Source organism: Salinigranum marinum, from assembly GCF_024228675.1.
GTDB lineage: Archaea > Halobacteriota > Halobacteria > Halobacteriales > Haloferacaceae > Salinigranum > Salinigranum marinum.
This window is the reverse complement of record NZ_CP100461.1, coordinates 3,163,897-3,190,647: the sequence shown is the minus strand read 5'-3', so window position 1 is coordinate 3,190,647 and position 26,751 is coordinate 3,163,897. Positions and strand designations below refer to the sequence as shown.

The following is a 26,751-nucleotide window of genomic DNA, read 5'->3' as shown; positions in this document are numbered from 1 at the left end:
CTCCTGACCGGTGACGCGTCAAAAAAAACCGCGGCTGTCTCGTTTCCGTCTCCGCGACGGGGGCCGGTTCAGTCCGCCGTCGCCGAAGTGCCCGACGGCTTCGCCGCGCTGAGCACGTCGCGACTCTGCAGCAGGATGATGCCGAAGCCGACCTTCGCCGAGAGGTCGAGCACCATGAACGCCGCCGTCTCGATGCCGAGCGGGATGATCGCGAAGCCGCCCTCGGTACCGAGGATCCAGACCACCGGATACGCGGACCAGAGGACGAGTATCAGGTTCCGCAACCGACTGAACAGCGCACCCACCTCGCCGGACTGCCTGCTGGCCTGCTCCGACAGCGAGCCGAGCAGGAAGTACAGCAGGACGAGCAGCGCACCGGTGCTGATCGCCCACCAGAGGATGCGGAACAGCTGTCCCTCGGTGGCCAGTGCGCCCACGAGCCCCGTCACGATCATGAACACGTCGAGCCCGATGAGGGTGTAGATCGTGTTCCGATCGGCCCCTGCCAACAGCGCCAAGTCGAGCAGCAACAGGGGCGTGGTGAACAGCCAGTCCGCGTAGCGGGCCCAGTAGATGTCGAGCGTCCCGAGCCCTTGGACTGACACCTCGATGAGGCCGAACCCTGTCGCCATCGCGAAGTAAGACGCCGCGGCGATGGCGGGGATGAAGATGGTGATGATGTAGTACTCTTGCTGGTCGGGGTCACGCACGGACCATCCCTGTGCGACGAAATACAGGGTGCCGAGGGTCATCCCGATCGTGCCGATCCACAGCGATATCGATTCGATACCTGCACCTGGAGTTACCATACCCAAACGGGGCTAGGGAGTTTCGCGACTTATATTTGATGGCAGACTGTCCGAAAAATGTTGAGATCTCCCGAGTCGAACTCCGTACCGGCCAAAAAGTTGAAGTACATGACCACTCGGATGGCCGGATCGGCCGTGGCCTTAATCCCGTTCGGATCCTTCCTGTCGCCCGTGACGACGACCGCCCGTCCGGCCCCGACGGACACGACGTGGACGAAGCGATGACGCTCACCTACCTGGGGTTCCACCTGGTGTTCGTCCTCCCGCCGCTCGTGGTGCTCGTCCTGGCGGCGCCGACGCTCCCGTCCGGCCGTCGCCGCGTCGCGCTCACCGGACTCGTCGGGATCACGCTGCTCGCGCTCGTCTACACGACCCCGTGGGACAACTTCCTCATCGAACGGGGCGTCTGGTGGTACGGCGAGGGGACCGTCGTCGCCCGCATCGGCGCGGCACCCGTCGAGGAGTACCTCTTCTTCGTCCTCCAGCCCGTCCTCTCGGGGCTGTTCCTCTACGTCATGGGCTTTTCGTCCGCCTTCGAGCCGGGCGACACCCGGCTCTCGCCGCGGCTGGTCGGGGCCGTCGGCTTCCTCGCGCTGAGCGTCGCCGGCGCGGCGCTCCTCTCGACGACCGCCGGCTACTACATCGGTGCGATCCTCGTGTGGGCCGGTCCGCTGTTGGCGCTCCAGTGGGGCGTCGGCGGCGGCTACCTCCTCCGACAGCGTCGGGAGTGGCCGGTCGCGGTCGCGATTCCGACGCTCTACCTCTGGTTCGCCGATCGGGTCGCCATCGGCCTCGGAGTGTGGACCATCTCCGAGACGTTCACCGTGGGGATCGACATCCTCGGCCTCCCGCTCGAAGAGGCCACGTTCTTCCTCGTGACGAACCTCCTCGTCGTCCAGGGGCTGGTGCTGTTCGAGTGGGTGATGCACCGGTGGGGGCGGCTGACGCTCGACGACGACGCCGGTGGCACCGACCGCACCCCGGTCGTCACCGGCGACGACCCGGCCGGCGCGACGCCCCGTGAGAACGCCCGGACGATCGAGCGGGGCCGCTGACCGTGAGCTCCCGCGCCGTGGTGTCGGAGCCGTTGCCAGCCGGCGTCCGACGGACCCTCTCGGCGGCGGTCGTCCGCCCCTCGTGGGTCGCCCTGGGCGCTGCGGCCGTCCTCGCCCCGCTCGTGGCCGTCCTCCCCCGCGCGGCCGTCTACGCGCCATTCGTCGCGAGCGTCCTCGTCTTCGGCCTGCCGCACGGTGCCGTCGACCACCTCGCGCCCGCCCGAACCGCCGGGACCGGCCGCTGGCGGTCGATGATCGGCGTCGGCCTGCTCTACCTAGTCGCCGGCGGGGGCTATCTCGCGTGGTGGTTCCTCGACCCCGTCTCGGCCGCGGTGTTTTTCATCCTCCTCACCTGGGCCCACTGGGGACAGGGCGACGTCTACGCGCTGTTGGCGTTCGTCGACGCCGAGCACCTCTCCACCCGGGCCGAACGCGGCCTCGCGCTCGTCGTCCGCGGCGGGCTCCCGATGGTCGCCCCGCTCGCCTTCCACCCGGCCGAGTACCGACGGGTCGCGAGCGCGTTCGTCGCGCTGTTCGGCGGTCCCGTCGCGGCGCTCGACCCATTCTTCACCCCGACAGCGCGACTCGTCGCCGGCGGCGGTCTCCTCGCGCTCACGCTCGTCGGCGTCGGCGTCGGCGCGTGGCGCGTTCGGGGTGGGGCGGCACGCCACCCCTGGGCCGTCGACGTGGGCGAACTCGCGCTGCTGTGGGTCTTCTTCGCCGTCCTCCCGCCGGTGCTCGCGGTCGGGCTGTACTTCACCCTCTGGCACGCGCTCCGGCACATCGCCCGCCTCCTGCTCGTCGATCCGGGGTCGCGCGAGGCGCTCACCGCGGGCGACGCGGCGGACGCGCTCGGACGCTTCGCCCGCGACGCCGCGCCGCTGACCGCCGTCTCGCTCCTCGGCTTCGTCGGCCTCGCCCTCGTGGTGCCCGGGGCGGAGTCGCTCGGGGCGCTCGCGGACGACCCCGACGGCCTCCTCGCGCTGTACCTCGTCGGCATCGCCGTACTCACCCTCCCGCACGTCGTCGTCGTCACCTGGATGGACCGCGTCCAGGGCGTCTGGTGAGCCGCGAGCCGTCCCAGTCCCGTCTCGGCACCGTCCGTCGGCCGTTCCGTTCCCGACGATCGAGACTGGACACAACCGTTATATGTTCCGTTCGAGATACTCCGTTCGAGGCGTTCGTCATGACTCCACGCACACGTCCGTCCCGGGTCGCCGAGTGGGCCGCCCTCGTCGGCTGTTCGGTCCCCGAGGCGGCGCTCGACGCGGACGAACCGTCGACGTCGGGTCGTTCGACGCGCGACGCGACGTGAACCAGCCACCGTTCGCCCCCTGTCGGCTACCGGCGTCGCCGCTCCCCGTTTCACTTTCACCGCGGTTCGCCAACGCTTAACCCGAGCGACGTCCAAGCGTGAGCGATGGCGGCCACGCCCGAGAACGACGCGTTCGTCGACCACCCGTTGCTCTCGCCGGCGTTCATCGAGCGCCGTCGCTACCAGCTCCGGCTCGCGAGCGCGGCACGGGACGCACACACGCTCGTCTGTCTCCCGACGGGGCTGGGGAAGACGACCGTCTCGCTGCTCGTGACGGCCGAGCGGTTACACGAGCGAGGGGGTACCTCGCTCATGTTGGCCCCGACGAAGCCGCTCGTCCAACAGCACGCGGAGTTTTATCGCGAGGCGCTGTCGATCCCCGACGACGAGATCGTCGTCTTCACCGGGGAGGTCCGCCCCGACGACCGCGCCGCGCTGTGGGACGACGCGCGTGTCGTGATCGCGACGCCGCAGGTCGTCGAGAACGACCTCATCGGCAACCGGATCTCGCTCTCGGGAGTGACGCATCTCACGTTCGACGAGTGCCACCGCGCGACCGGCGACTACTCCTACGTGTACATCGCCGAGCGCTACCACGCCGACGCGTCCGACCCGCTGGTCACCGGCATGTCCGCCTCTCCCGGCGGCGACGAGGAGGCCATCGTCACCGTCTGCGAGAACCTCGGCCTCGCGAACGTCGAGGTCATGACCGACGAGGACGCCGACGTCGCCGAGTACACCCACGACACGGAGGTCGAGTGGAACCGGATCGAACTGCCCGAGCAGGTGCTCGAGATCCGCGACGCGCTCAACGACGTCATCGCCGACCGGCTCGAGAAGCTGACGGAGATGGGCGTGACGAACAAGCGCTCGCCCGATCTGTCCCAGAAGGAGCTCAACGGGATGCGCGCCGAGCTGCAACGGCTGATCAACGCCGGGAAGTCGGAGGGCTACCAGGGCATGTCGATCCACGCGGAGGTGATGAAGCTCCGCCGAGCGGTCGAACTCGTCGAGACTCAGTCCGTCGAATCCGTCCGGCGGTACTTCGAGCGCCAGCGCAACGCCGCGCGGTCGTCGGGCGCGTCGAAAGCGAGCCAGCGCCTCGTCGCCGAGCCCAAGGTCCGAAAGGCGATGCGACAGGTCGAGTCGTACGACGGCATCCACCCGAAGTTCTCGCAGACGCGCATCCTGCTGGCCGAAACGCTTGGAATCGGGGGCGGCGAGCGCGTCATCGTCTTCACCGAGTCGCGCGACACGGCGGAGGCGCTCGTCGACTTCCTGGCCGAGTCGTTCCACGTCCGGAAGTTCGTCGGCCAGTCGGATACGGAGGGGTCGGAGGGGATGACCCAGACCGAACAACAGGAGACGCTCGACGAGTTCCGCGCCGGCGAGTTCGAGGTGCTCGTCTCGACCTCGGTCGCCGAGGAGGGCCTCGACGTCCCCGAGGTCGACCTCGTGCTCTTCTTCGAGCCCGTCCCCACGGCGATCCGGTCGATCCAGCGCAAGGGTCGGACGGGCAGGCAGGCCGAGGGCCGCGTCGTCGTGTTGTTGGCGGAGGATACCCGCGACGAGGCGTTCTTCTGGATCTCGCGACGACGCGAACGCGAGATGGAGGACGAACTCCGCGACCTGAAGGGCGTCGCGGCCGAACTCGAACGCGAGCTAGAGGAGACGAGCCTCGACGAGTTCGACGACGGCGGAACGTCAGGAAACGACGCCGGGGATCCCGGGACCGACGAGACCGGCGGGGCCGACGCGGAGACGACGGCGACCGGAGCGGGGACCGCGGCCACCAACGGCGGCGAGCGCGCCAAGGACTCGTCGCTCACGGAGTTCGGGGCGACCCCAGCCGAACTCGACGACGACCCCGAGGCTGAAGCTGATCCCGGTCCCGGAGACGGAGACGAAGGCGAGAACGAGGACGAAGCGGGCGTCGTCGCCACCGCGGGTGACGCCGAGGGAGAAGCCGAAGCCGAAGACGGGGACGAAGAGGAGGTCGAGGTCGTCGTCGACCAGCGGGAACTCGACTCGACGATCGCCCGCGACCTCTCGACGCGCGAGGGGGTCCGAACCAGGCTCGAGACGCTCGCCGTCGGCGACTACGTCCTCTCGGACCGGGTCGTCGTCGAGCGGAAGACCGTCGCGGACTTCCTCGACACGCTCACCGGGGGGGATCGGTCGCTGTTCGAGCAGGCCCGCGACGCCTCGCGGCACTACGCACGGCCGGTCGTCGTGATCGAGGGCGACGGACTGTACGAGGAACGGAACATCCACCCCGGCGCGATCCGCGGCGCGCTCGCCTCGCTGGCCGTCGACTTCGGCGTGAGCGTCCTCCACACCCGCGACGAGAGCGATACAACGGAGCTCCTGGCGACGATCGCGACGCGCGAGCAGACCCAGCGGGACCGGGCCGTGAGCGTCCACGGCGAGAAGAGCGCGAAGACGCTCGACGAACAGCAGGAGTACGTCGTGAGCGCCATCGCCGACGTCGGGCCCGTCACCGCGCAGTCGCTCCTCTCGGCACTGGGGAGCGTCGAGGCGGTGATGACCGCCACCGAGGAGGAGTTACAGGAGGTGCGCGGCGTCGGCGCGAAGACGGCCGCGCGCATCCGTGAGGTGGTCGGGAGCGACTACGCGTTCGACGAGAGCGAGTAAGAGACGACGGTCACGGGCACCGACGCGCTACGGACCGCGGGGTCGGCGGCGCGCTGGGCGACGGACCTCGCGGGACCGGTCACCGATCGTGTCGTGGCGTCGGGCTGCTCGGAGCCGTCGAGGGGAATACTCGCGTCATCGCCGCCCGTCGAGCGCCGCGAGGGCCTCGGCCGCCTCGCGGACCGCGGTGAGGTGGTCGGTCACCCGGCGTGGGTCCTCGACTGCCTCCGCCCGCTGGGTGTGGTGTGTGATCGTCCGGACGAGCGACGCGCGCGCCGCCTGGAGGTCCGGCTCGGTTCCGGTCCGTGTGGTCGACGCCGGCGGCTCGGACGTCGACACACCCGGCTCGACGGCGGCGTCCGTCGCGCGGCCGCCGGTCGCCGCCTCGCCGTCGATCGCCGCGGGCGGGGTCCCCGGTTCTGCGATCGCCTCCGCGTCGTCGCCCGTCGGCTCGGGCCCCGAGTCGGCCGGTTCGGCCGCGTCGACCGGCGCGTCCGCACCGTTCACCCCGGCCGTCGCCCCGGAGTCGCCGGGGACGTCCGTCGCGGGTTCGTCGGCCTCGGCGGCCGCGGCGCTGGCTTCCTGCGCCCGGCCTTCGCACGTCGCGCAGAACTCCTGACCCTGGTATCTGAACAGGGGATCGCCGCAGGTGTCGCAGTGGCGGTTCGTCATCGTCGCCCCCTGGAGGAGGAGCTGACTCATCCGCTCTGTCTCCTTGCGCTTCTCCCGGTCGTGCTCGTACTTCTCGCGGAGCTTCTCTCGCTCCGCCTCCTTGTCGAAATCGCTCATACCTCCACGCAGGAGAGTCGGGTCGAAAAACCCACCGGGCCGGTCGCCGGAGACGCCGGCTCTCGGCCCCATAGTCGGCGGGTCGCGTCGGCGGTTCCGAAGCGTTTAATCGGAATCCGTTCGCGTGTGAAACTGGTATGACGAAAGTGAGCGTGGTCGGTGCCGCCGGGACAGTCGGTGCCGCAGCCGGGTACAACATCGCGCTTCGGGACATCTGTGACGAGCTCGTCCTCGTCGACATCCCGAAGATGGAGGACAAGACGGTCGGCCAGGCGGCCGACACGAACCACGGCATCGCCTACGACTCGAACACGCGGGTCGTCCAGGGCGGCTACGAGGCCACCGAGGGGTCGGACGTCGTCGTCATCACGGCGGGCATCCCGCGCAAGGAGGGCCAGACGCGGATCGACCTCGCGGGCGACAACGCGCCCATCATGCAGGACATCCACGACTCGCTCGCCGAGTACAACGACGACTTCGTCTCCATCACGACGTCGAACCCCGTCGACCTGCTCAACCGCCACCTGTACGAGGTCGGCGACCGCGCCCGCGAGAAGGTGATCGGTTTCGGCGGCCGGCTCGACTCCGCGCGGTTCCGCTACGTCCTCGCCGAGCGCTTCGACGTCCCCGTGAAGAACGTCGAGGCGACGATCCTGGGTGAACACGGCGACGCGCAGGTGCCCGTCTTCTCGAAGGTCCGCGTCGACGGCGCGGATCCGTCGTTCACCGACGATGAGAAAGAGGAGATCCTCTCGGACCTCCAGGAGTCGGCGATGGACGTCATCTCCCGCAAGGGTGCGACGGAGTGGGGACCGGCGACGGGCGTCGCTCACATGACCGAGGCGGTCCTCCGGGACACCGGTGCGGTGCTCCCCGGCTCGATCAAACTCGACGGCGAGTTCGGCCAGGAGGACACCGCGTTCGGCGTCCCCGTGAAGCTCGGCTCCGAGGGCGTCGAGGAGGTCGTCGAGTGGGACCTCGACGAGTACGAGGAGGGACTTCTCGAAGAGGCCTCCGAGAAGCTCTCGACGCAGTACGAGAAGACCACGGCCGACCTCTGAACCGACGACGCCGGTGCCGCCGCGACCGACAGTTCCCGGGGCGATCGGCGGTTCAGCGGGACGTTCCGTTCGGTAGTCGGACTCGTACCGGAGGACGGTGTACCGGTTGGGTGTCTACGAACGGGTGTGGCGAGTATTCACCTTCGTGTCCGAGAGCGGACGGTGTCGAGAGCGGTCACCAGGGTGATGACGCCACCGCCTCACCAACCGACTCCGTTTCACTCGTTCGCTCAACTCACTCGTTCAGTCGTCCCTCGCACGTTCACTCGCTCCCCGCGGTCGTCTACGGGGCGGCCGAACCCGCCCCGTCCGGCCAGCGGGACGCTCCGTGTCCCGCGCTGCTCGGTCGTCGCGCGCCGACCGCGGTGCGGTGGCGCGTGACGTCGCGGACGTCGGTCCGCGACTCGCGCGCGAGGGATGAGCGAGTGAACGAAGTGAACGAGTGAATCGGCTGGGGAGGACGTGGCATACCCGCTCTGGCGGCTGCACGTCTCCGTCGAGCCGGATCGACTGATGCGCCGCTGTAAGGTTGACTGATACGCGCTGCTGCAACCGCGACGGATGATCGGTCCTGAAGCTCATACTGATACTGGAGCGTGTATTCAGCCGCGATCCGTCCCCGTTCGCCGAGTTCCGGCAGGGTCCCTGTCATCGACCGTCTCGGTGTACGACACGAACCACTACGTAATGGACGGGTGTAGCACCGCGCATGCCCGCGTCCTCTACAGACGCACGCCCGCTGGCCCGCCCTACCTCCCTCGAACGTCGTCGCGTCGTCGTGTTCCTCGCGCTCGCGTTCGGCATCGCGTGGACCGTCGGCGGCGTCATCGCGGCCACGGGTGGGCTCCGCGACAGTCCGCCGCTCGTCGCCGGCTTCAGCCTCGCGACCGCCCTCCTCGCCACCGGCTACATGTTCGCGCCCGCCGTCGCGCACGCGCTCACGCGCCTGCTGACCGACGAGGGGTTCGACGGTGCCCGACGCCTCCTCCGCCCGAATCTCCCGGCCGCGATACGGTCGTACCTCCTCGCGTGGCTCGCGCCCGCCGTGCTCACGATCTGCGGGGTCGGCCTCTTTTTTATCCTGTTCCCCGCGCAGTTCGACCCGACGCTCGCGACGGTCAGAGACCTTCTCCCGCCCGAGGCCCCACTGACGCCCGAACTCGTCGTCGCCGTCCAGGTCGGTGCGGCGCTCACCGTCGGCCCCGCGATCAACACCCTGTTCGCCGTCGGCGAGGAGTTCGGCTGGCGCGGCTACCTCCTCCCGAAGCTCCTCCCGCTCGGGCCGCGCGTGGCCGTCGGCAGCGTCGGCGTCGTCTGGGGCGTCTGGCACTGGCCGATCCTCGCCATGGGCTACAACTACGGGTTCGGCTACCCGGGCGCGCCGTGGACGGGGATGCTCGCAATGGTTCCGATGACGGTCGCGACGGGGACGTTCCTCGCGTGGGTGACGCTCCGGTCGGGCAGTGTGTGGCCCGCGGCGCTCGGCCATGGCGCGATCAACGCCGTTGGCGGGGTCGGCGCCCTCCTCTCCCGACCGTCGCCGCCGCTGCTTTTCGGCCCGACCGTCACCGGCCTCGTCGTGGTAGTTCCCTGGCTCGTGGCGGCGACGTGGCTGTTCTCCGGGCCGGAACGGCTGGATCCCGGGGTGTCGTAGAGCGCTCGGTGCCGTCGGGGACGGCCGAGACGGCTACAGCCGCTCCGTGAGCGTCCGCGCCGTCTTCTCACCCACGCCGGGCACGTCGGTCAGATCGTCGAGGGAGGCCGCCCGGATCGCGTCGACGCTCCCGAACCGCCGGAGCAGTTTCGTCCGCGTCTCGGGACCGACGCCGGGCACCTCGTCCAGCACCGTCGAGACATCGTCGCGGAGCGTCTGGTGGTACTGCACGGCGAAGCGGTGGGCCTCGTCGCGGACCCGCTGGAGCAGGTGCAGGCTCGGATCGGTCGACGGCCAGTCGTGTCTGCGGGTAGGGGTGACGACGACCTCCTCTTCTTTCGCCAGCGCGACGACCGGGACGTCCCAGCCGACCGCGTCGAGCGCGGCGCGGGCGGCGTCGAGTTGGCCGCGGCCGCCGTCGACGAGGAGGAGATCCGGGTCGGGGCGGTCGTCGCGGGCCTCGACCGCGCGCTCGGCCCGCCAGCCGATCAGCTCGCGCATGTGCAGGTAGTCGTCGTTCCCCTCGGTGAGCTTCTTTCGGCGGTAGGCCGCGGTGTCGGCGTCGCCGCCGACGAAACAGACGTCGCTTCCCACGACGGCCCGGCCCTGGGCGTGGCTCACGTCGAACCCCTCGATCCGTTCGGGGCGGGGGATCGAGAGCGCCTCGGCGAGCGCGCCCACGCCGTCCGTCCGGCCGTCGCTCCGGCGGGCGTTCTTCAGCGCGAGTTCGACGAGTTTCGCCTCTCGCCCCGTCCCCGGCACGCGGACGGCGACGCCCTCGGCTTCGAGCCAGGCGACCACGTCCTCGTCGTCGGGCCGTTCCGAGAGCAACACCGCGTCGGGGAGGTCGCGCTCGGCGTAGTACTGCGGGAGGAACGCGCTCAACAGCGCCGCGACGGCCGCGTCGCGCCCGTCGGGCGCGTCGAGGCGGTGCCGGGAGCGGTCGACGAGCTGCCCCCGCTCGGCGTGGAGGCGCGCGACGGTCGCGGCGTCGCCCTCGATCGCCGCGCCGAGGACGTCCACGGTCCGCTCGTCGCCACGGCTGCTGACGGCCTCCTCGCCGCCGCCGTGGAAGGCTTCGACCACCGACAGTCGGTCCCTGAGATTCGCCGCGCGCTCGAACTCCTGGGCCTGCGCCGCCGCCTCCATCTCCCGCGAGAGCGGGTCGGCGAGCACGCCCGTCTCGCCCTCGAAGAACCGGACGGCCGCCGCGACGTCGTCGCGGTAGCTCTCCTCTCCGATCTCGCCCGTACAGGGGGCCGAGCAGAGCCCCATCTCGTAGTCGAGACAGGGCCGGTCGCGGCCGGCGTACTTGTGGTCGGAACAGCCCCGCAGGCCGTACGTCTCCCGGAGCGCTTTTACTACTGTTTCGACCCGACCCTTGTCGGTAAAGGGGCCGAACACCGTCGCTCCCGGTTCGGGGTCACGCGTCACCTCGATGCGCGGGACGGAGTGGTCGGTCAACTGCACCAGCGGGTAGGACTTGTCGTCCTTCAGTCGGACGTTGTACCGCGGCTGGTGCCGCTTGATCAGGTTCGCCTCCAACAGGAGGGCCTGCGTCTCCGTGTCGGTCACGGCGACGTCGACCGTTTCGGCGGCGGCGACCATCCGGCGGATCCGCTCCCCGCGGGGATCGGCGTACGACCGGACACGGCTGCGGAGGTCGACCGCCTTCCCGACGTACAGCGTGGCCTCACCCGCGACGAACTGATACACGCCGGGGCTCCGCGGGAGGTCGCCGGCGCGTGCGCGGACCTCGTTCGGTTCCACGGCCGCGCTAGCCATCCGAGCGGCTTGAGGCTTCGCGTCCACCGGCGGGCGCGAGCGCGGTGGACGTGGGCGTCGCTACGCGGACGTGGCCGCCACTCTGGACGACTGCGGGCCGAAGGACGAGAACGGGCGTCCTGCCGGACGACTGGACTACCGGGCTTCCTCTTCGTCTTCGACCGGTCTGTCCTCGCTCGCGTCGACCTCCGTGAGAAGCGTCCCGATGATCTCGTCGTAGCTCATCCGGACGGACAGCCGGTCGTGACTCCGAATCATCTCGTGGAGGTCGGAGATGGTGTCGAGACACAGGTCGACCGTGACGCTCTCCGACGACTCGATCCGGTCGTCGCATTCGGTCTCCACCCCGAGTTGCCGACCCTCGTCCGTCAGTCCCACGAGCCGTCGCCGGGCGTCGTAGTCGACGTAGCCCGCGTCCGCGAGTTTCGGCGCGTGCACGTGGTGAAGCGCGACTTCGATCTCCTCGACGGCCTCCTGGCTGAGTGCTTCGATCTCGGTCTGCTGGTCGGTGACGGCGATCTGCTCGGCGAGGTCGCGAAGCGTCATCGACTCGTGTGATTGCAGTTGGCTGAGCACCAGCTGCCGTCGGCGGTTTGTCAATACGTCTCCGTGGTCCCCCTGGTTGCATCTATCCCCCATCGTCACGACATATGAACGGCCTCCGTATTAATTACCAGCCAAAGTATGTCGGTATATCTTTCCGGTTGACAGGTGCCGTCCCGGCGGGGACACACCCCGGATGGTCGGTCACGACGACAACGACGAGCGCGGCTGCGGTCGCACATGACAGGCGGTATATGCCCGCCGCCACGAGGCGGACGTATGACCGACGCCGACGACGCGTCCGCCGAAGGAACCGAGAGCGTCCGTGCCTGGCTGGTCGAGCGATCGTACGACGACCGGAACCTGATCACGCTGGTCTACGCGACGCCGGACGGCGCGCGGGCCGTGCGGAAGGAACGATCCGCGACGGTGATGCACCAGCAGGGGAGCCGCGTCACCGCCGCCGTCGACGTCGACTCCGACGCGCTGAGCGCCGTCGACGCGGCCGACCGCGAGCGGTACGCCGGCGAGGCCGACCGAATGCGCGACCGACACGACCCCGACGACGAGGTGTGACCCCGGCGCGTTCAGCCGCACGTGAAGGTCAGCGTTGATACCGGGACCTAAACCCTTTATTCCGTGGTGCGACAAGGCCCCGTCATGGCCGCCATCGAACTCGACGGGGTGACCAAACGCTTCGGCAACGTCACTGCCGTTCGCGACCTCTCGCTCCGCGTCGAGGAGGGCGAGGTGTACGGTTTCCTCGGTCCCAACGGCGCGGGTAAGTCGACGACGATCAATATGCTCTTGGACTTCGTCAGGCCCTCCAGCGGGCGTCTCCAGGTCCTCGGCATGGACGCCCAGGCGGACAGTGTCGCCGTCCGCGAGCGGACGGGCGTCCTCCCCGAAGGATACGACGTGTACACCCGCCTCACCGGGCGGAAACACGTCGAGTTCGCCGCCCGGTCGAAGGGCGTCTCGATCGATCCCGACTCGGTGCTCGAACGGGTCGGCATCGCCGACGCCGCCGACCGCCGGGCCGACGAGTACTCGAAGGGGATGCGCCAGCGACTCGTCCTCGGGATGGCGCTGGTTGGCGATCCGGACCTGCTCGTCCTCGACGAACCCTCGTCGGGGCTCGACCCCGCCGGCGCGAAGGAGATGCGCGACATCGTCCGCGCCGAAGCCGACCGCGGGACGACCGTCTTCTTCTCCAGTCACGTCCTCGGGCAGGTCGAGGCCGTCTGTGACCGCGTCGGCATCCTGCGCGAGGGCGAGCTCGTCGCCCAGGACAGCATCGAGGGGCTCCGTGACGCCCGGGGCGGCGACACCCGCCTCGTGGTCAGCGTCGCCGGCGACCTCGACGGCTCCGTCGAGACGGTCCGCGGCCTCGACGGCGTGACCGACGCCGGACTGGACGGGACGACGCTCACCGTCTCCTGTACGAGCGACGCGAAGACGCGCGTCATCGGCGCGCTCGAATCGTCGGGAGTCACCGTCGACGACTTCAAGACCGAGGAGGCCTCGCTCGAAGATCTCTTCCTCACGTACACCGACGCGGCCGAGTCGCCCGCGGCGGTCGACGCGGCCGACGGCGAGTCGGTGGCCGAGGAGGCCGACACGGACACGGAGGTGCGCACATGAGCTGGCAGGCCGTCGCCCAGAAGGACTTCGAGGACGCGATCCGTTCGCGGTGGCTCTGGGGTCTGTCGGCGTTTTTCCTCCTCTTTTTCGGTGGGACTACCACGCTGTTTTACGCCTACGTCGCCACCGGCTCGGACGCGAGTTCCGACGCGCTATTCGGCCTCTTCGCCTCGGGCTTTCTCTCCTTCTCGTACACCGGCTTTCTCGCCTTCGCGCTCGCGTTCATCGCGCTCATCACCTCGTACGGGGCGGTCGTCGACGAGCGCGAATCGGGCACGCTGAAGCTCCTGTTGTCGCTCCCGCACGACCGCCGCGACGTCGTCACGGGGAAGATCGCCGGCCGGAGCGCCGTGGTCGTCATCCCGGCGCTCGTCGGCTTCCTCATCGCGCTCGTCGCCCTCTTGGCCACGGGAACCCGGATCGTCCCGGAACACTTCTTCCCGCAGGTCGCGCTGACCGCCCTGCTCGCGGTGGCGTTCGTCTCCATCGGCGTCGGTGTCTCCGCGTCCGCCGACTCGGGGCGGCAGGCCACGCTGGGAACGCTGGGGCTGTACTTCCTCTTCGCGCTCCTCTGGTCGTTCGTCGCTCGCGGTTTCCCCCAACTGCTCACGGAGATCGCAAAGCGCGTGCCGGGGATGGAGCCGCTCTCGAACGCCCTGACCGTCAAGCTCCGTCTGTTCGTGAAGTACCTCAACCCCCTCCGGGCGTACGAGACGCTCGTCGCGGAGGTGTACTTCGGCGATCCCGTCCAGGCGCGGCTCGTCAAGGAGGGCTTTTTCGCACAGGCGCAGGCGGCTCCCGTCCTTCAGGAGTCGCTCCCGGTGTATCTCACCGGCTCGTTCATCTTCGCCGTCCTGCTCGCGTGGATCGTCGTCCCCCCGCTGTTGGGCTACTGGAGCTTCCGGGATCGGGACCTCTGAACGCGCCCGACTCCGGCGTCGGCGTCCCGTCCCCGGCACGTCCCGGCCCCACGCTGAGGGCAGGAACGCTCAAATCCTCGGGCGGCCAACGTGTCGATATGTTCCGCGTCCTGTTCCCCGAAGGGCAACTCGAGTGTGAACGCTACGAGCGAACCGACCACGGCGTGGACCTCTACGACGACGAGGGGAAGGTGGCGTTCGTCCCCTACGAGAACCTCCACGCGATCATCGACGAGGCGGGCTTCGACGACGACGAGACCGAGCCGTCGGTGATCTGAGTCGATCGTCGAACCCGCGCGATACGTCGGAACGCGACGCGTTACCGTGGATCCGGCGTTCTGATCCGTGTCTCAGTCGTCCGTTCAGGACCACGTGACCCGCATCATCGCGCGGTGCTCGCGTCTGTGAAGATTAGAACGCCGGAAAATGTAGTCCCACCAGGATTCGAACCTGGGTCGTTGCCCCCAGAAGGCAACAGGATTGGCCACTACCCCATGGGACTGTACGCGAAGCGACGAGACACCGAAACAAAACGCTGTCGCTTCATCCCGGTCGTGGGGTCGATTCGGACGAGTCGGACCGAACCGACGCGCGCCACAGACGGTGCACCGCCACCGCTCGCCGACGAAAGAACGTGCATAGATCGTCACCTACTTCATCCAGAGATGGCCACTGTCGTGCATGTACATCGGTAGATTCGTCGTCGTCGGGCCCGGCCTGGGCGCGTACCGCGTCTCCTCGCGGTCGTTCCCGAACCGTCGCGTCGTCGACCGCGAGGGAACGCTGACCGTCGGCCCCACGGCCGACGCCGAGGCGACGGACAACCCCTACGTCTCGTACAACTGCCTCCGGGCGGCCGGCGAAGGCGTCGTCGTCGGCAACGGCTCGCACGTCGATCCGGTGGCGGAGAAGGTCGACCTCGGCTACCCGTCGCGCGACGCGCTCGCGCTCGCGCTGCTCGCGCTCGACTTCGAGAAGGACGACTACGACACGCCGCGGATCGCCGGCGTCGTCACCGACGAGGAGGCGTTCGTCGGGACCGTCCGCCGCGACGCGCTCCTCGTCGAGGCGGTGACCGAGCCGACGCTCGTCGCGACCTACGAGGAGGACCGACCGATGGCGTTCGAATTCGCGGCCGAGACCGCCGCCGAAGCCGCGAGCGAGGCGTACGACCTCGACTTCGAACACCCCGTCTGTGCGGCCGCCGCGCGCGTGACGGCCGACGGCGTCGAGACCGCGATCGAGAACGGCGACTGAGTCGACCGCGGAGTCGACGGCCCGGCAGCGAGATGAACGGAGCCGCGACCGGAGGGGACGCCGGCAACGACACGGGCTGGGAGAGGAACTAAACGCGCCACGCGTCTAATCCGAGTATGCGCCTCGGAGTGATCTCCGACCTCCACGGGAATCGGGTCGCGCTCGACGCCGTCCTCGCCGACATGCCCGCGGTCGACAGCCTCGTCTGTGCCGGCGACGTCGTCGGCTACAACCCCTGGCCCGCCGACTGCGTCGCGGCGGTCCGAGACCGGGAGATCCCCACGGTGATGGGGAACCACGACCGGGCGGTCGCCTCCGACAGTTCCTTCGGCTTCAACAGCATGGCTCAGGCGGGCGTCGCCTACGCTCGCGACCATCTCGCGGACGACGCGCTGGCGTGGCTGGCGGCGCTGCCGGACGAGCGCACGCTCCTCGACGGACGGGTAAAGATCGTCCACGGCCATCCGGACGACCCCGACCGCTACACCTACCCCGCCGACTTCGCCCCCGGACTGCTCGACGGCGAGGAACTCCTCGTGATGGGCCACACGCACGTCCAGCACCACGCGGTGTTCGCCGAGGGGATCGTCGTGAATCCCGGGAGCGTCGGCCAACCGCGCGACGGCGACCCCGATGCGGCCTACGCGGTGGTGGACCTCGATGCCCGCGAGGTCGACGAACACCGGGTGCCGTACGACGTCGACCGGGTCGCCGAGGCGATCGACGCGGCGGGCCTCCCGGAAAGACTGGGGCAGCGGCTGTACGAGGGGCGGTAGCGAGTAAAACGGGAAAACAGGGGGAACGGAAAACGAGAGCGCGTGGCTCAGCCCTGGAACTCTTCTTGAATGATACGGAGCGTCTCCTCGCGGTCGCCCCAGGCGACGAAGATGGCGACCGACGTCGCGCTCGTGATGACGTCGTGGATGTTGATACCGGCCTCGGCGATGGGCTGGACGATCTCGAGGATGATGCCCGGCCGGTTGGGGAGTTCCCCGCCCGTGACGCGGACGACGGCGATGTCGTCTTCGACCGTCACCGACGAGAGCGTCTCGTCGGAGACGACCCGCTCGTGGAGGACGGTCTCGGCGAGTTCGGCGTCGTCCTCGCCGACGTAGAAGGTGATCGAGTCCATGCCGCTGGCGACGGAGTCGATGTTGACGTCGGCCGACCGCAGCGCCTGGGCGAGTTCCGAGAGGATGCCGGGGCGATTGCGGATGGCACGCCCGGCGACGGTGATGCACGACAGCGGGTTGTCCTCCATGTCGATGAGGTTCTCGAACTCCCCTTCGATGAGCGTCCCCCCGGTGAGAAGGTCGCCGTGCTGGTAGTGGACGACGCGCACGTTGAGCCCGACCCCCTTGTACGAGAGCGCGGAGGGAGCGACGACCTCGGCACCGCGGAACGAGAGGTTCCGGAGTTCGTCGACCGTGATGCGGCCGACGTTGCGGGCCCCTTCGACGACGTGGGGGTCACCCGTCATGACGCCCTCGACGTCGGTGACGATGACGACCTCGTCGGCGTCCATATACTTGCCCATCATCACCGCGGTGGTGTCGGAGCCGCCGCGTCCCAGGGTGGTGACGGTGCCGTCGATCGTCTGTGCGAGAAAGCCCGTGATGACCGGGACGACCTCGTCGAGTTCGGCCGCGAGTTTCCCCGCGCGCTCGGTCGTCGCCTCGACGTCGACCTCACCGTACTCGTCGGTGATGACGGGCCACTCGTCGCTCCCCGGTTCGAGGAACTTCGCTTCGACACCACGGGAGGAAAGCGCGGCCTTCAGCATCCGGACGGAGGTCCGCTCGCCCATCGAGACGATCTCGGCGCGGTCGCGGTCGTCGGCCTCGAACTTGATCTCGTCGAGGAGTTCGTCCGTCGTCGATCCCATCGCGCTGGCGACGACGGCGATCTCATGGCCCTGTTCGACGGCGGCGGCGACCGAGTCGGCCGCTCTGTTGATCCGATCGCCGCTGCCGAGAGAGGTCCCCCCGAACTTCGCAACTACACGCACGGCCGACCCTCCGCCGGTCGCCGCGACGGCCCGGGAGAGACGCGGTTATCAGACATGGCGGCGTCTAACACAGGGTTCGGTATAACTGTGTCCACTTCCATGCCACGGCCGCGGTGGCGGGCGGAAACAGGGTCGCAAACGACCGCCGTCCGTCGGTCGCGGGAAGGGACACGGTCTACCGCCGTCGCCGACGGAGGTTTATATCGGCGCGGGCGGAATGTGGGGGTATGGAGGTCCGCGACGCCGTCGAGGCAGACGCCGACGACCTGGCCGCCATCGTCGACGCGCCGGCGGACGTGATGCGCAACGTCGTCCACGACCGGACGGTTCGCGTGGCCGTCCGGCGCGACGAGCCAGGGCCGAACGCCGACGTCGAGACCGAAGACGGAGAGAGCATCCTCGGGTTCGTCAGCTTCGACGCCCGCGAGGACACGGTGTACGTGACGCAGCTCGGTGGCACCACGGACGCATGCGAACGGCTCCTCGGTGAGCCCGTTCGGTTCGCCACCAACGAGCGGATGACCGTCGAACTGTTCGTCGGGGCCGACGACGATGCGCTCCGCTCGGCGGTCGAGAGCGCCGGGTTCGGCCACGACGGGACCGGGCCGAGTTTCGACGGGCAACGGACGGTGAAGTACCGGCTCGACCCGAAACGACGGGAGTGACAGGGGACCGAACCCGGATCCGGTCCGGACCGCGTCCACCGCCGCTCAGGTGAACTTCCGGAGCGTCAGGTTCAGCGTGTCGAGGTCGACGATGGGAGCGAAGCCCACGTCGGGATCGATGTTGACGGACTTCTGGAAGGCGGTCTGCGCCTGCCAGCACCCGGAGTTCACCGCGAGGACGTTGTGGTACTTGCCGTACCCCAGCTTGTGGACGTGGCCCGTGTGGAAGATGTCGGGCACGGAGTCGATGGTGAGGTAGTCTTTCTCCTCCGGCGCGAGCCGGTTCCGTCCGCCGAACTGCGGGGCGACGTGACGCTTTTTCAACAGCTGGTACATCGCCCGGTGGGGGTCGTCGTAGCTCGCCTTCTCCTCGGGGAGTTCGGCGATGACCTCGTCGAGCGAGACGCCGTGGTACATCAACACCGAGACGCCCTCGATCGTCACGGTGGAGGGGTTCCCCGTGATGCGGGCGTCGTGCGCCGACATGATCTCGCGGAGTTCCTCGTCGAAGCCCGGCTGTGGCTCCGCCAGCCGAACGGCGTCGTGGTTGCCCGGGATCATCACGATCTCCATGTCGCCCGGCACCTCCTTCAGGTACTCCGCGAACGTCTCGTACTGCTCGTAGATGTCGATGACGTCCAGTTCCTCGTCCTGGTTGGGGTAGACGCCGACGCCCTCGACCATGTCGCCGGCGATCAGCAGGTACTCCACGTGTGCGGCCTCCTCGGTGTGGAGCCAGTCGGCGAACGCCGACCACGCGTCGGCGACGAACTCTTGGCTCCCGACGTGGACGTCGGAGATGAGCGCCGCCTGGACGTGTCGGTCGGCGGTCGACGGCCTGTAGGTGCGAGGGACGTCCGGGAAGTAGAGGTCGTCGACGAACAGGATCCCGGCGTCGCCCGAAAGCGTCCCCGACACCGCGATGCACTCATCCAAGAGGAGTTCCTCGACCGACGCGGCGATCTCCTTGTCTTTCATCACGAGACAGGGGAAAACACCGGTCGTGTCCTCCAGTTCGACGAGCCAGTGGCCCGACGCGGTCGACCGCACGTCGTTCACCAGCCCGATCATCTCCGCGTCGCTCCGTCCTGGCATGTCCTGGATGGCCGACGCCGGGCGGTGGTTCACCCGCCCGCGGAGCTGTTTCGAGAGGCGCTCGTACCGGTCGCGGAAGACGTTCACGAAGTCGTCGTACGCCCCCGTCCCGGTCGACTGCCCCGTGATGTCGCCCTCGACGGTGATCGACCGGCGGCTCGGATCGGCGCTCCGGCCGCCTTCCGACCCCTTCGTTTCCACTGGAACACGACCCACCGAATCACCCGAAGGTGAGTGGGGAGTTCCACCCGAAACGGAGGGGTCTGCGGTGGCGACACTTTTGCCCCCGCTTCCGCCGCTTTCGCCGTCCCCGCCGTCGACGCCCGGCGGGTCGGCGACCGGTTGGGTGTCGGCGTCGAGCGCCGACCGGACGTGTTCGGTCGTGATCCGGAGCGCGCCGTCGGGTGCCAGCTCGACCGCCGCCGAGAGGGCCCGAGTGGGATCGTCCGCGCTCGCGATGAGCGTCACCGCCTCCCGCTCGGCGTTGTAGCCGTGTCGGGCGAGTTCCCGGACGATGCGCGTCGTCGTCTCCAGCGGCACACCTGCAGGTGGTGAGGCCGCGAGAAAAGCGTGCCGGACACGTCGTCCCGCCGCACGCCACAGGGCGAGCATCGGGCCAGTCGTGTCGACACCGACGGTCGAATTCGACCCGTCGGGGGATCGCACACGCCCAGCGCGGAGGAGACGGACGGTCGACAGGCCGCACGGCTGGCAACCCAGAAGCTTGAAACCCGGGGCGGCGGTACCGGAAGTGATGACCGCCGATGAGGGCCGTCGGCCCTCGCCGGACGACGAGACGCCGGCGAACGACGCTTCCTCCACATCCTCGTCCACCCCGCCGACCGACCCGGACGCTCGCGAGTCGGCGCCGTCGCATCCCCCGACCGACGAGAGCGACCGACAGGGGGGGATGGAGGCGTCCGGGGCGAACGGTTCCGCCGCCGGCGACGAGAACGACCCCTCGACGGCGACACGGGAGAGCGGCGGTACCGGAAGCCAGCCGCCGGACCCGGTCCCCGGCCGGAGCGACGAGTCGTTCGCCCGTCGGCTGTGGACCGCCGAGAGCGGCCCGCTGTTCTTCCTGCGAGAGGTCGCGACCAGCGCCGGTGCGGTCCTCCTCGTGGGGCTGTTGTTGTTCGGCGTCAGCGGGGTCTGGCCGCCGATGGTTGCCGTCGAGTCCGGGAGCATGGAACCGCACATGCACAAGGGTGATCTCGTCTTCATCACCGAACCCGGGCGGTACACTCCGGACGTGGCGTACGGATCGACGGGCGTCGTCACCGCCGAGAACGGGGCCGAGGCCGGCTACCGGAGCTTCGGTGGCGAGGGCTCCGTCGTCGTCTACGACGACCCCGGACAGGGCGGCCCCCCGATCATCCATCGGGCACAGTTCTACGTCGAATCGGGGGAGAACTGGTACGACAGGGCCGATCCGGAGTACGTGTCGGCCGAGAGCTGTCGCGAGCTCCTCAACTGTCCCGCGCCGCACGCCGGTTTCATCACGAAGGGCGACGCGAATGGGCGGTACGATCAGGCGTCGGGGATCGCCAGCCCGGTCAGGTCGTCCTGGATCACGGGCATCGCGCGGCTCCGGATCCCCTACCTCGGCTGGGTCCGGCTCGGGCTCGCCGACGTCGTGCAGGGCCGCGAGTCGACCGTGCTCGCCACGTCCTCACGTCACGCCGTCGGAGCGGGGTCGAACGTGACCGGAACGGCAGGAGTGGTCCAGGCAGCTTTGGCACCGGCCGACGGCGCGAACGCGAGCGCACCCGTGACGGCGGATCGCCCAGCGGCGTCCGCCTCGCCGCGTGTTTCAGGTGGAACCGGGCTCGCGCCGGGTGAGGCCGTGGCGACGGGGTAGCCGGCGGGAGTCCTGCGGATCACGACGTGCCGATCGAGAGCCGGGGCTACTGGGTCGTGAGCGTCGAAGCCGGGAGCTCAGTTGTCGAACCGTGCCTGGACGAACGGCTGTGCGTTCTCGATGTCGCTGAGCCGGGAGTCCGAGAGCAACACCGCTTCGGTCTCGTCGATGGGGACCGAGATCGAGATCTCCTTCGTGCGGCCGTAGCGCCCCTTGGAGACGACGACGGCGTTGGCGATGCCGAGCATGTCGAGTTCGGAGATCAGATCCGTGACCCGTCGCTGGGTCAGGATGTCGGCGTCGATCTCCTCGCAGAGGTGCTTGTAGATGTTGAACACCTCGCCGGTGTTGATGTTTCGGACCCCGTTCTTCTCGAGGAGGATCGTCGCGAAGAGGACGATCTTCGACTGCGTCGGGAGCGTCCGAACGACCTCGACGACGCGGTCGAGTTCGATCTTGTCCTGCGCCTGGCGGACGTGCTGTTCTTCGACCGTGTCAGCCTGCCCCCGTTCGGCGAGTTCGCCCGCGGTCCGGAGCAGGTCGAGCGCACGGCGGGCGTCGCCGTGTTCCTGGGCGGCGAACGCCGCACAGAGCGGAATGACGTCTTCGGTCAGCGCGCCGGCTTTGAACGCGACGTCCGCGCGGTGCTGGAGGATGTCGCGGAGCTGCGTGGCGTCGTACGGCGGGAAGACGATCTCTTCCTCGCCCAGCGAGGACTTTACCCGGGGATCGAGGAAGTCGGTGAACTTCAGGTCGTTCGAGATACCCATGATGGAGATCCGCGAGTTCGTGAGTTCGGAGTTCATCCGCGAGAGGTTGTAGAGGGTGTCGTCGCCGCTCTTCTCGACGAGTTTGTCGATCTCGTCGAGCATGATGACCACGACCCGCTCGTGGTAGTCGACGGCGTCGAAGAACGTCGAGTACACCCGGTCCGTGGGCCACCCCGTCATCGGGACGGTCTCGATCTCCTCGCGGTCGGCTTCGAGCGACTCGATCCGGTCGTCCAGCGCCGCGACGGAGTCGAACTCGGTCCCGGCGAGCGCCCCCGGATCGTCGGTCACGCGCGTGCGGACGTCGCGGAGTCGGTCGAGTCGCGCGTCGATGACGGCCTCGTTCTTCTCGATGAACTTGTTGGCGAGCTGGGCCAGCACGCGGTACTGGGTGTCGGTCACCTCGCAGTTGATGTACTCCACCTCACACGGAACGTCGTACTTCTGTGAGGTCGACTCCAGTTCCTGTGAGACGTACTTCGCGCTGGCCGTCTTTCCGGTCCCGGTCTTCCCGTAGATCAGGATGTTCGAGGGGGTCTCCCCGCGGAGGGCGGAGACGAGGATGGTCGCCATCTGATTGATCTGTTCGGTCCGGTGCGGGAGTTCGTGCGGGGTGTACGACGGTCGGAGGACTTCCTTGTTCTCGAATATCGGCTCGCCGGAGAGGAGGTCGTCGAACAGCCCCGTGCTCTCGCCCGTGTCCTCGAGGACGACCTCGTCGAGGTCGAGGTCGGTCGCCGGTTCCGGGTCGTGGTCGACGCCCGTCGTGAGATCGTCCCCCGAAGCCATCGCGTCAGCATCGCCGTCGGCCGTCGAGCCGACCGGGTCGCTCTCGCGTTCGCCAGTGTGGTCGCCGGCCACGTGTGTATCGTCCTCGTCCATTTGGTTGACCCCACCGTTTCAACTGGAGATATCCCCTCACGCGGAATCAATGCCCGGGATACGGCGTGTACGGGCGTTTTTGTGATCCCTTGACTGTGAGGAGCGTCCAGATGATGCAGACGAAACAGATGAAGAGGAGGTATAAAAAGATTGTTTCTCCCCAGTCAGATTCCCGCGAGGACCGGTCCGGCAGGCACGGAGCCGGAGCCGCCACCCCGGTCGTTCGGAGGGGAGTGACGGTTCCGATCCGTCGGCGGACGGAGAATCACCGACGACCGACTGGTTGCCAGAGTCGACGGTGAAGCCGACGGGCTCGAGAAGCGAGTCGCGAACCCGACCCTCCCAGCCACGAACCCGACCCCCCCACCCCTTCGTTTCTACTGGAACGAGAGCCGAAGGGGGTGGGGGAGGGGCCTTTCTCGAATGGAAACGCTTAAATAAAATAATGTAAAACAATACCCGTACTGCTACACCATCATATTTTTTCGTACAGTGTATCTAGGTATCTAGTCACGACTGCGGTCGACTACCGGTCCCGTGGGGTGTCTCTCGGTCGTGTTCCAGTGGAAACGAAGGGGTGGGGGGTGGGACGACGCCCCGGCTGGACCCCAGTGGGCTCGGACCAAGGGGCGGTGTGGGGAATCGGCACCCACCTGGCACCGACACTACTCGTGGGAACGAACCCACCACTCCTCGCGTGTCGGACCGGCCTTCGCCCACCGGTGGACCGACACGCGCTCGTCGGAGAGTGACGAACGCGCTTCGAACAGAATCGACCCGTACGCTCCCCTGACGGCCGATGACGCACGTCTGACGCAGAGTTAAGTGGAGTCGAATATGTTGTAACCGCATACGCTCCTCTGTGGCAGACAGAGGGTGTAGGAGGCCAGGATGGGACTGCTTACAGACCTCAGAGACAGCATATCGCGCGTGGTCGATCGGCTGTTCGTCGACGCCGAACCCAAGCGGATCGGTATCTACGGACCCCCCAACGCCGGGAAGACGACGCTCGCGAACCGAATCGCACGCGACTGGACGGGTGACGCGGTCGGGCCCGAGAGCCACATCCCGCACGAGACCCGCCGTGCCCGTCGAAAGGAGAACGTCGAGATCGAACGCAACGGCAAGACCGTCACGATCGACATCGTCGACACGCCGGGAGTGACGACGAAAGTCGACTACAAGGAGTTCATCGAGCACGACATGGAGAAGGAAGACGCCGTCCGGCGCTCCCGGGAGGCGACCGAAGGCGTCGCCGAGGCCATGCACTGGCTCCGCGAGGACGTCGACGGCGTCATCTACGTTCTGGACTCCACGCAGGATCCGTTCACGCAGGTGAACACGATGCTCATCGGCATCATCGAGAGCCAGGACCTTCCAGTCCTCATTTTCGCGAACAAGATCGACCTCGACGAGTCGAACGTCCAGCGCATCGCGAGCGCCTACCCACAACACGAGACCGTCCCCCTCTCGGCGCTCGAAGGCGAGAACATGGACGAAGTGTACGAGAAGATCGCGGAGTACTTCGGGTGAGCCAGGATGCCTGAAGCGACCCCCGAACCCGAACCGGAAGCCCCCGACGGCGTCCAGATCGACCTCATCAGCGGGGCCCGCATGGAGAAACTGCGGTCGATGGAGAAGATCCGGCTCATCCTCGACGGCGTCCGCGACGGCAACATCGTCATCCTCGAGGAGGGGCTCTCCCCCGAGGAGGAGTCGAAGCTCATCGAGGTGACGATGACCGAGATCAGCCCCGACGAGTTCAACGGCATCGAGATCGAGACCTACCCCACGACGGGAGGCGGCGGGAGCGGCTTCTTCGGGAAACTCATCGGCCGGGACTCCCCGAAGAAGCTCACCGTCATCGGTCCGGCCAACCAGATCAAGACGCTCCACAAGGACGAGGACTTCATCAGCGCGCTCGTCTCGCGGAAGTAACGCCGATGCCCCACCAGTGTACCAACTGCGAACGGGTGTTCGCCGACGGCTCGAAGGAGATGCTCTCAGGCTGTCCCGACTGTGGCGGCAACAAGTTCCAGTTTCAGCCCTCGTCGGCGACGGCCACCGGAGACGCCACCGAACCCGACGACGCGACCCCACCCGCCGACGACCAGAGCGGGTCCGACCCCGCTCCTCCGTCGACGGCTTCGAACCCACCCGAGCGGTCGTCCTCAGACCCCGGCCCCCATCCCGACCCTGACCCCGCGTCCGCGTCGCCGACCTCCGCTCGACAGCGACCGACGGCGGACTCAGAGGCCAGCACGGGGTCGTCTGCCCCGTCCTCGTCGACGACGCCGCCCGCCGACGGCACCGACGCGGACACGGACGTCGAACGGCGGACCGACACCCCCACGGACGGACGCCCCCCCGCAGAGGACAACGCGCAGGCGAGCGCGCGGACGGACATGGTCAGCCCCGACGAACTCGCGGACGCCGCGACGGACCGGTCCACTCCCCCCACCGACGACGTCGACGGACGGGTCATCGAGCCCCAGAGCGACGACCGTCCCGGCCTCGACGAACTCCGCGAGGAACTCAACAGCCAGTTCGAGAGCATCAAGATCGTCAGCCCCGGGCAGTACGAACTCAATCTGATGGAACTGTACGACAGACAGGAGTACATCATCTCCCTCCAGGAGGACGGTCGGTACGTCATCGAGGTCCCCGACTCGTGGGGCGACCGCGACGGCGAGTGACCCGCTGATCTCCACCGTTCCGAACGCGTCCTGGCCACCGCTCCGTTCCCCCATACCCCTTCGTTTCGACTGGAACTTGCTCCATGCAACCCCTTCGTTTCGGGTCGAAACTGCTCCCTCTCGGTCGTTTTCGAACCGGGATCACGGCTTCGTTCCAGTCGAAACGAAGGGGTACTCCGTACGGGACAGTCAGTGGACGACCGGGCTCTGTCGGCCCCGAGCCCCGTTCGGCGGACGCGCCGTGTCGACGTTGCCGACCCGGCCGCCGTCGGGTTCGATCGTTGCCGACCCGGCCGTCGCTGCCGACCCGGCCGCCGTCGAGTTCGATCGTTCCCGCCCCCCGCCGTTCGAGGCGACCGGAATTGAAGCCTTTAAGCGACCGGCCCCAGACCGTGAGGACATGAGTCAAGCGACGAAGATCGTGCTCGGGACAGTCGGCCTCTCGGTCGTGTTGGTACTGCTTCTCATCGCCGTCGCGGCGTTCGGCTAGGACCGATGCCGACCTTCGAGCGACGGTCACTCACGGGCGAGGCCGCGGCGGTCCACGACGCGTACGCACCCGACGCGCTCGTGTTGGACGTCGGGCGCGACTTCGAGACGCTTCCACCCGCCGTCGCCGAGGACCTCGGCCTCCTCGCCGACGCGCTCGACCCCGCGACGTACCCTCAGGAGTGGCTCCCCGACGACGCGCCCGCGGCGCTCGTCCGCTACGCTGGGTCGGACTTCACTATCGGACTCCCCAGCGACGGCACCGTCCTCTGGACGCGACAGACCGTTCCCCCGACCGTGCTCGTGAAGTTCCGCGCCCGCGGCACGCCCGAGGCGTTCCTCGAATTCCTCCTCGCGGAGGCGTTCGTCCAGCTCTCGCTCGACGTGCCCGAGAGCTTCTTCCCCTTCTTCGGCGACCGCTACCCCGACCTCGACCGGGCGGTCGACTCGGGGCCGGTCGACACCTACCAGGTCGCCGCGGCGCTGTTCGACGCGTGGGTGGGACTCCACACTCGTGAGGTGTTCGCCGACTGGGCGGACGACTACCCCGGGCTCTTCGACACGTGGGACGACGCCGGCGACCGGTTGGCGGGGCGGCTCACCGACCTCGCGAGCGAGGTCGCCCGCGGGAAGACCTCCTTTGCGGCCGCGACCGAGTACGCCTGCTCGGCGGTGAAACACGGGCTTGACCTCCCGGCTCCCTTCGGGGCGCTCGACACGACTGCCTACCGCGAGTACGGCGCGGACTACGCGGTCAGATGGGCGGAAAAGACGTTCGAGCAGTTGAACGACGCCTAG

26 protein-coding genes and 1 tRNA gene are annotated in these 26,751 nt (G+C 68.4%); 19 read left to right on the top strand and 8 right to left on the bottom strand.

Annotated features, from left to right (window positions below; genetic code table 11):
- Positions 1-68: 68 nt before the first annotated feature.
- Positions 69-752, bottom strand: coding sequence for a bacteriorhodopsin (locus NKJ07_RS15865; RefSeq protein ID WP_425504771.1), 684 nt, complete (start codon positions 750-752; stop codon positions 69-71).
- A 266-nt stretch (positions 753-1,018) separates the two neighbouring features.
- Here NKJ07_RS15865 and NKJ07_RS15860 point away from each other — a divergent pair, with 266 nt between their 5' ends.
- The 4 genes from NKJ07_RS15860 to NKJ07_RS15845 all read left to right on the top strand — a co-directional run bounded on the left by NKJ07_RS15860 (position 1,019) and on the right by NKJ07_RS15845 (position 5,834).
- Positions 1,019-1,864 (top strand): lycopene cyclase domain-containing protein, encoded by an 846-nt coding sequence (locus tag NKJ07_RS15860; protein WP_318567763.1) that lies wholly within the window; start codon positions 1,019-1,021, stop codon positions 1,862-1,864.
- Positions 1,865-1,866: 2 nt separating this feature from the next.
- A complete protein-coding gene (locus NKJ07_RS15855; protein ID WP_318567762.1) occupies positions 1,867-2,931 on the top strand; it encodes a Brp/Blh family beta-carotene 15,15'-dioxygenase in 1,065 nt (354 codons plus the stop codon).
- Between the two features lie 119 nt (positions 2,932-3,050).
- Complete coding sequence (locus NKJ07_RS15850; RefSeq protein ID WP_318567761.1) at positions 3,051-3,179, top strand: hypothetical protein; 129 nt, start codon at positions 3,051-3,053, stop codon at positions 3,177-3,179.
- 105 nt (positions 3,180-3,284) lie between these two features.
- Positions 3,285-5,834: a DEAD/DEAH box helicase gene (locus NKJ07_RS15845; protein ID WP_318567760.1), complete on the top strand. Its 2,550-nt coding sequence runs from the start codon at positions 3,285-3,287 to the stop codon at positions 5,832-5,834.
- 135 nt (positions 5,835-5,969) lie between these two features.
- On the opposite strand, the gene NKJ07_RS15840 is transcribed toward NKJ07_RS15845, so the two are convergent.
- Complete coding sequence (locus NKJ07_RS15840; protein ID WP_318567759.1) at positions 5,970-6,623, bottom strand: Sjogren's syndrome/scleroderma autoantigen 1 family protein; 654 nt, start codon at positions 6,621-6,623, stop codon at positions 5,970-5,972.
- 137 nt (positions 6,624-6,760) lie between these two features.
- Here NKJ07_RS15840 and mdh point away from each other — a divergent pair, with 137 nt between their 5' ends.
- Both mdh and NKJ07_RS15830 read left to right on the top strand, forming a co-directional pair.
- Positions 6,761-7,684: a malate dehydrogenase gene (mdh, locus tag NKJ07_RS15835; RefSeq protein WP_318567758.1), complete on the top strand. Its 924-nt coding sequence runs from the start codon at positions 6,761-6,763 to the stop codon at positions 7,682-7,684.
- A gap of 709 nt (positions 7,685-8,393) precedes the next feature.
- Complete coding sequence (locus NKJ07_RS15830) at positions 8,394-9,338, top strand: CPBP family glutamic-type intramembrane protease (protein ID WP_318567757.1); 945 nt, start codon at positions 8,394-8,396, stop codon at positions 9,336-9,338.
- A 33-nt stretch (positions 9,339-9,371) separates the two neighbouring features.
- On the opposite strand, the gene NKJ07_RS15825 is transcribed toward NKJ07_RS15830, so the two are convergent.
- Together NKJ07_RS15825 and NKJ07_RS15820 are read right to left on the bottom strand one after the other, a co-directional pair.
- Entirely contained in the window at positions 9,372-11,108 is a 1,737-nt protein-coding gene (locus tag NKJ07_RS15825; protein WP_318567756.1) for an excinuclease ABC subunit C, read from the bottom strand.
- 150 nt (positions 11,109-11,258) lie between these two features.
- Positions 11,259-11,669 carry a DUF7344 domain-containing protein gene (locus NKJ07_RS15820; protein WP_318567755.1) on the bottom strand — a complete coding sequence of 137 codons (411 nt, stop codon included), beginning with the start codon at positions 11,667-11,669 and terminating at the stop codon, positions 11,259-11,261.
- Positions 11,670-11,945: 276 nt separating this feature from the next.
- On the opposite strand from NKJ07_RS15820, the gene NKJ07_RS15815 reads away from it, so the two are divergent.
- From NKJ07_RS15815 to NKJ07_RS15800, 4 genes are all read left to right on the top strand, one after another.
- Positions 11,946-12,242 carry a DUF7967 family protein gene (locus NKJ07_RS15815; RefSeq protein ID WP_318567754.1) on the top strand — a complete coding sequence of 99 codons (297 nt, stop codon included), beginning with the start codon at positions 11,946-11,948 and terminating at the stop codon, positions 12,240-12,242.
- A gap of 84 nt (positions 12,243-12,326) precedes the next feature.
- Positions 12,327-13,310, top strand: a complete 984-nt coding sequence (locus tag NKJ07_RS15810; RefSeq protein WP_318567753.1) for an ABC transporter ATP-binding protein — start codon at positions 12,327-12,329, stop codon at positions 13,308-13,310.
- On the top strand, positions 13,307-14,230 hold the full coding sequence (locus NKJ07_RS15805; RefSeq protein WP_318567752.1) for an ABC transporter permease: 924 nt from the start codon (positions 13,307-13,309) through the stop codon (positions 14,228-14,230). Before NKJ07_RS15810 ends, NKJ07_RS15805 begins: the two co-directional genes overlap by 4 nt.
- A 98-nt stretch (positions 14,231-14,328) precedes the next feature.
- Positions 14,329-14,508, top strand: coding sequence for a hypothetical protein (locus NKJ07_RS15800; protein WP_318567751.1), 180 nt, complete (start codon positions 14,329-14,331; stop codon positions 14,506-14,508).
- Positions 14,509-14,659: 151 nt separating this feature from the next.
- On the opposite strand, the gene NKJ07_RS15795 is transcribed toward NKJ07_RS15800, so the two are convergent.
- Positions 14,660-14,732 (bottom strand) — tRNA-Gln (locus NKJ07_RS15795).
- A gap of 179 nt (positions 14,733-14,911) precedes the next feature.
- On the opposite strand from NKJ07_RS15795, the gene NKJ07_RS15790 reads away from it, so the two are divergent.
- Positions 14,912-15,487 carry an IMP cyclohydrolase gene (locus NKJ07_RS15790; RefSeq protein WP_318567750.1) on the top strand — a complete coding sequence of 192 codons (576 nt, stop codon included), beginning with the start codon at positions 14,912-14,914 and terminating at the stop codon, positions 15,485-15,487.
- 116 nt (positions 15,488-15,603) lie between these two features.
- Positions 15,604-16,263 carry a metallophosphoesterase family protein gene (locus NKJ07_RS15785; protein ID WP_318567749.1) on the top strand — a complete coding sequence of 220 codons (660 nt, stop codon included), beginning with the start codon at positions 15,604-15,606 and terminating at the stop codon, positions 16,261-16,263.
- Positions 16,264-16,310: 47 nt separating this feature from the next.
- On the opposite strand, the gene NKJ07_RS15780 is transcribed toward NKJ07_RS15785, so the two are convergent.
- The gene (locus NKJ07_RS15780; RefSeq protein ID WP_318567748.1) at positions 16,311-17,495 is read right to left on the bottom strand and encodes an aspartate kinase; all 1,185 of its coding nucleotides are present in this window, start codon (positions 17,493-17,495) and stop codon (positions 16,311-16,313) included.
- Between the two features lie 227 nt (positions 17,496-17,722).
- On the opposite strand from NKJ07_RS15780, the gene NKJ07_RS15775 reads away from it, so the two are divergent.
- Entirely contained in the window at positions 17,723-18,160 is a 438-nt protein-coding gene (locus NKJ07_RS15775) for a hypothetical protein (RefSeq protein ID WP_318567747.1), read from the top strand.
- A 45-nt stretch (positions 18,161-18,205) separates the two neighbouring features.
- Here the strand turns inward: NKJ07_RS15775 and NKJ07_RS15770 are convergent, their stop codons facing one another.
- Complete coding sequence (locus NKJ07_RS15770) at positions 18,206-19,795, bottom strand: DNA-directed DNA polymerase II small subunit (protein WP_318567746.1); 1,590 nt, start codon at positions 19,793-19,795, stop codon at positions 18,206-18,208.
- Between the two features lie 370 nt (positions 19,796-20,165).
- On the opposite strand from NKJ07_RS15770, the gene NKJ07_RS15765 reads away from it, so the two are divergent.
- A complete protein-coding gene (locus tag NKJ07_RS15765; protein ID WP_425504770.1) occupies positions 20,166-21,116 on the top strand; it encodes a S26 family signal peptidase in 951 nt (316 codons plus the stop codon).
- Positions 21,117-21,193: 77 nt separating this feature from the next.
- On the opposite strand, the gene NKJ07_RS15760 is transcribed toward NKJ07_RS15765, so the two are convergent.
- Positions 21,194-22,768, bottom strand: coding sequence for a Cdc6/Cdc18 family protein (locus NKJ07_RS15760; RefSeq protein WP_318567745.1), 1,575 nt, complete (start codon positions 22,766-22,768; stop codon positions 21,194-21,196).
- Between the two features lie 891 nt (positions 22,769-23,659).
- On the opposite strand from NKJ07_RS15760, the gene NKJ07_RS15755 reads away from it, so the two are divergent.
- From NKJ07_RS15755 to NKJ07_RS15740, 5 genes are all read left to right on the top strand, one after another.
- Positions 23,660-24,301, top strand: coding sequence for an Era-like GTP-binding protein (locus NKJ07_RS15755; protein WP_318567744.1), 642 nt, complete (start codon positions 23,660-23,662; stop codon positions 24,299-24,301).
- Between the two features lie 6 nt (positions 24,302-24,307).
- Positions 24,308-24,706 (top strand): DUF2073 domain-containing protein, encoded by a 399-nt coding sequence (locus NKJ07_RS15750; RefSeq protein ID WP_318567743.1) that lies wholly within the window; start codon positions 24,308-24,310, stop codon positions 24,704-24,706.
- Positions 24,707-24,711: 5 nt separating this feature from the next.
- On the top strand, positions 24,712-25,464 hold the full coding sequence (locus NKJ07_RS15745) for a Zn-ribbon domain-containing protein (protein ID WP_318567742.1): 753 nt from the start codon (positions 24,712-24,714) through the stop codon (positions 25,462-25,464).
- Between the two features lie 400 nt (positions 25,465-25,864).
- On the top strand, positions 25,865-25,954 hold the full coding sequence (locus NKJ07_RS24450) for a hypothetical protein (protein ID WP_425504670.1): 90 nt from the start codon (positions 25,865-25,867) through the stop codon (positions 25,952-25,954).
- A 5-nt stretch (positions 25,955-25,959) separates the two neighbouring features.
- Positions 25,960-26,751 (top strand): DUF7089 family protein, encoded by a 792-nt coding sequence (locus NKJ07_RS15740; RefSeq protein WP_318567741.1) that lies wholly within the window; start codon positions 25,960-25,962, stop codon positions 26,749-26,751.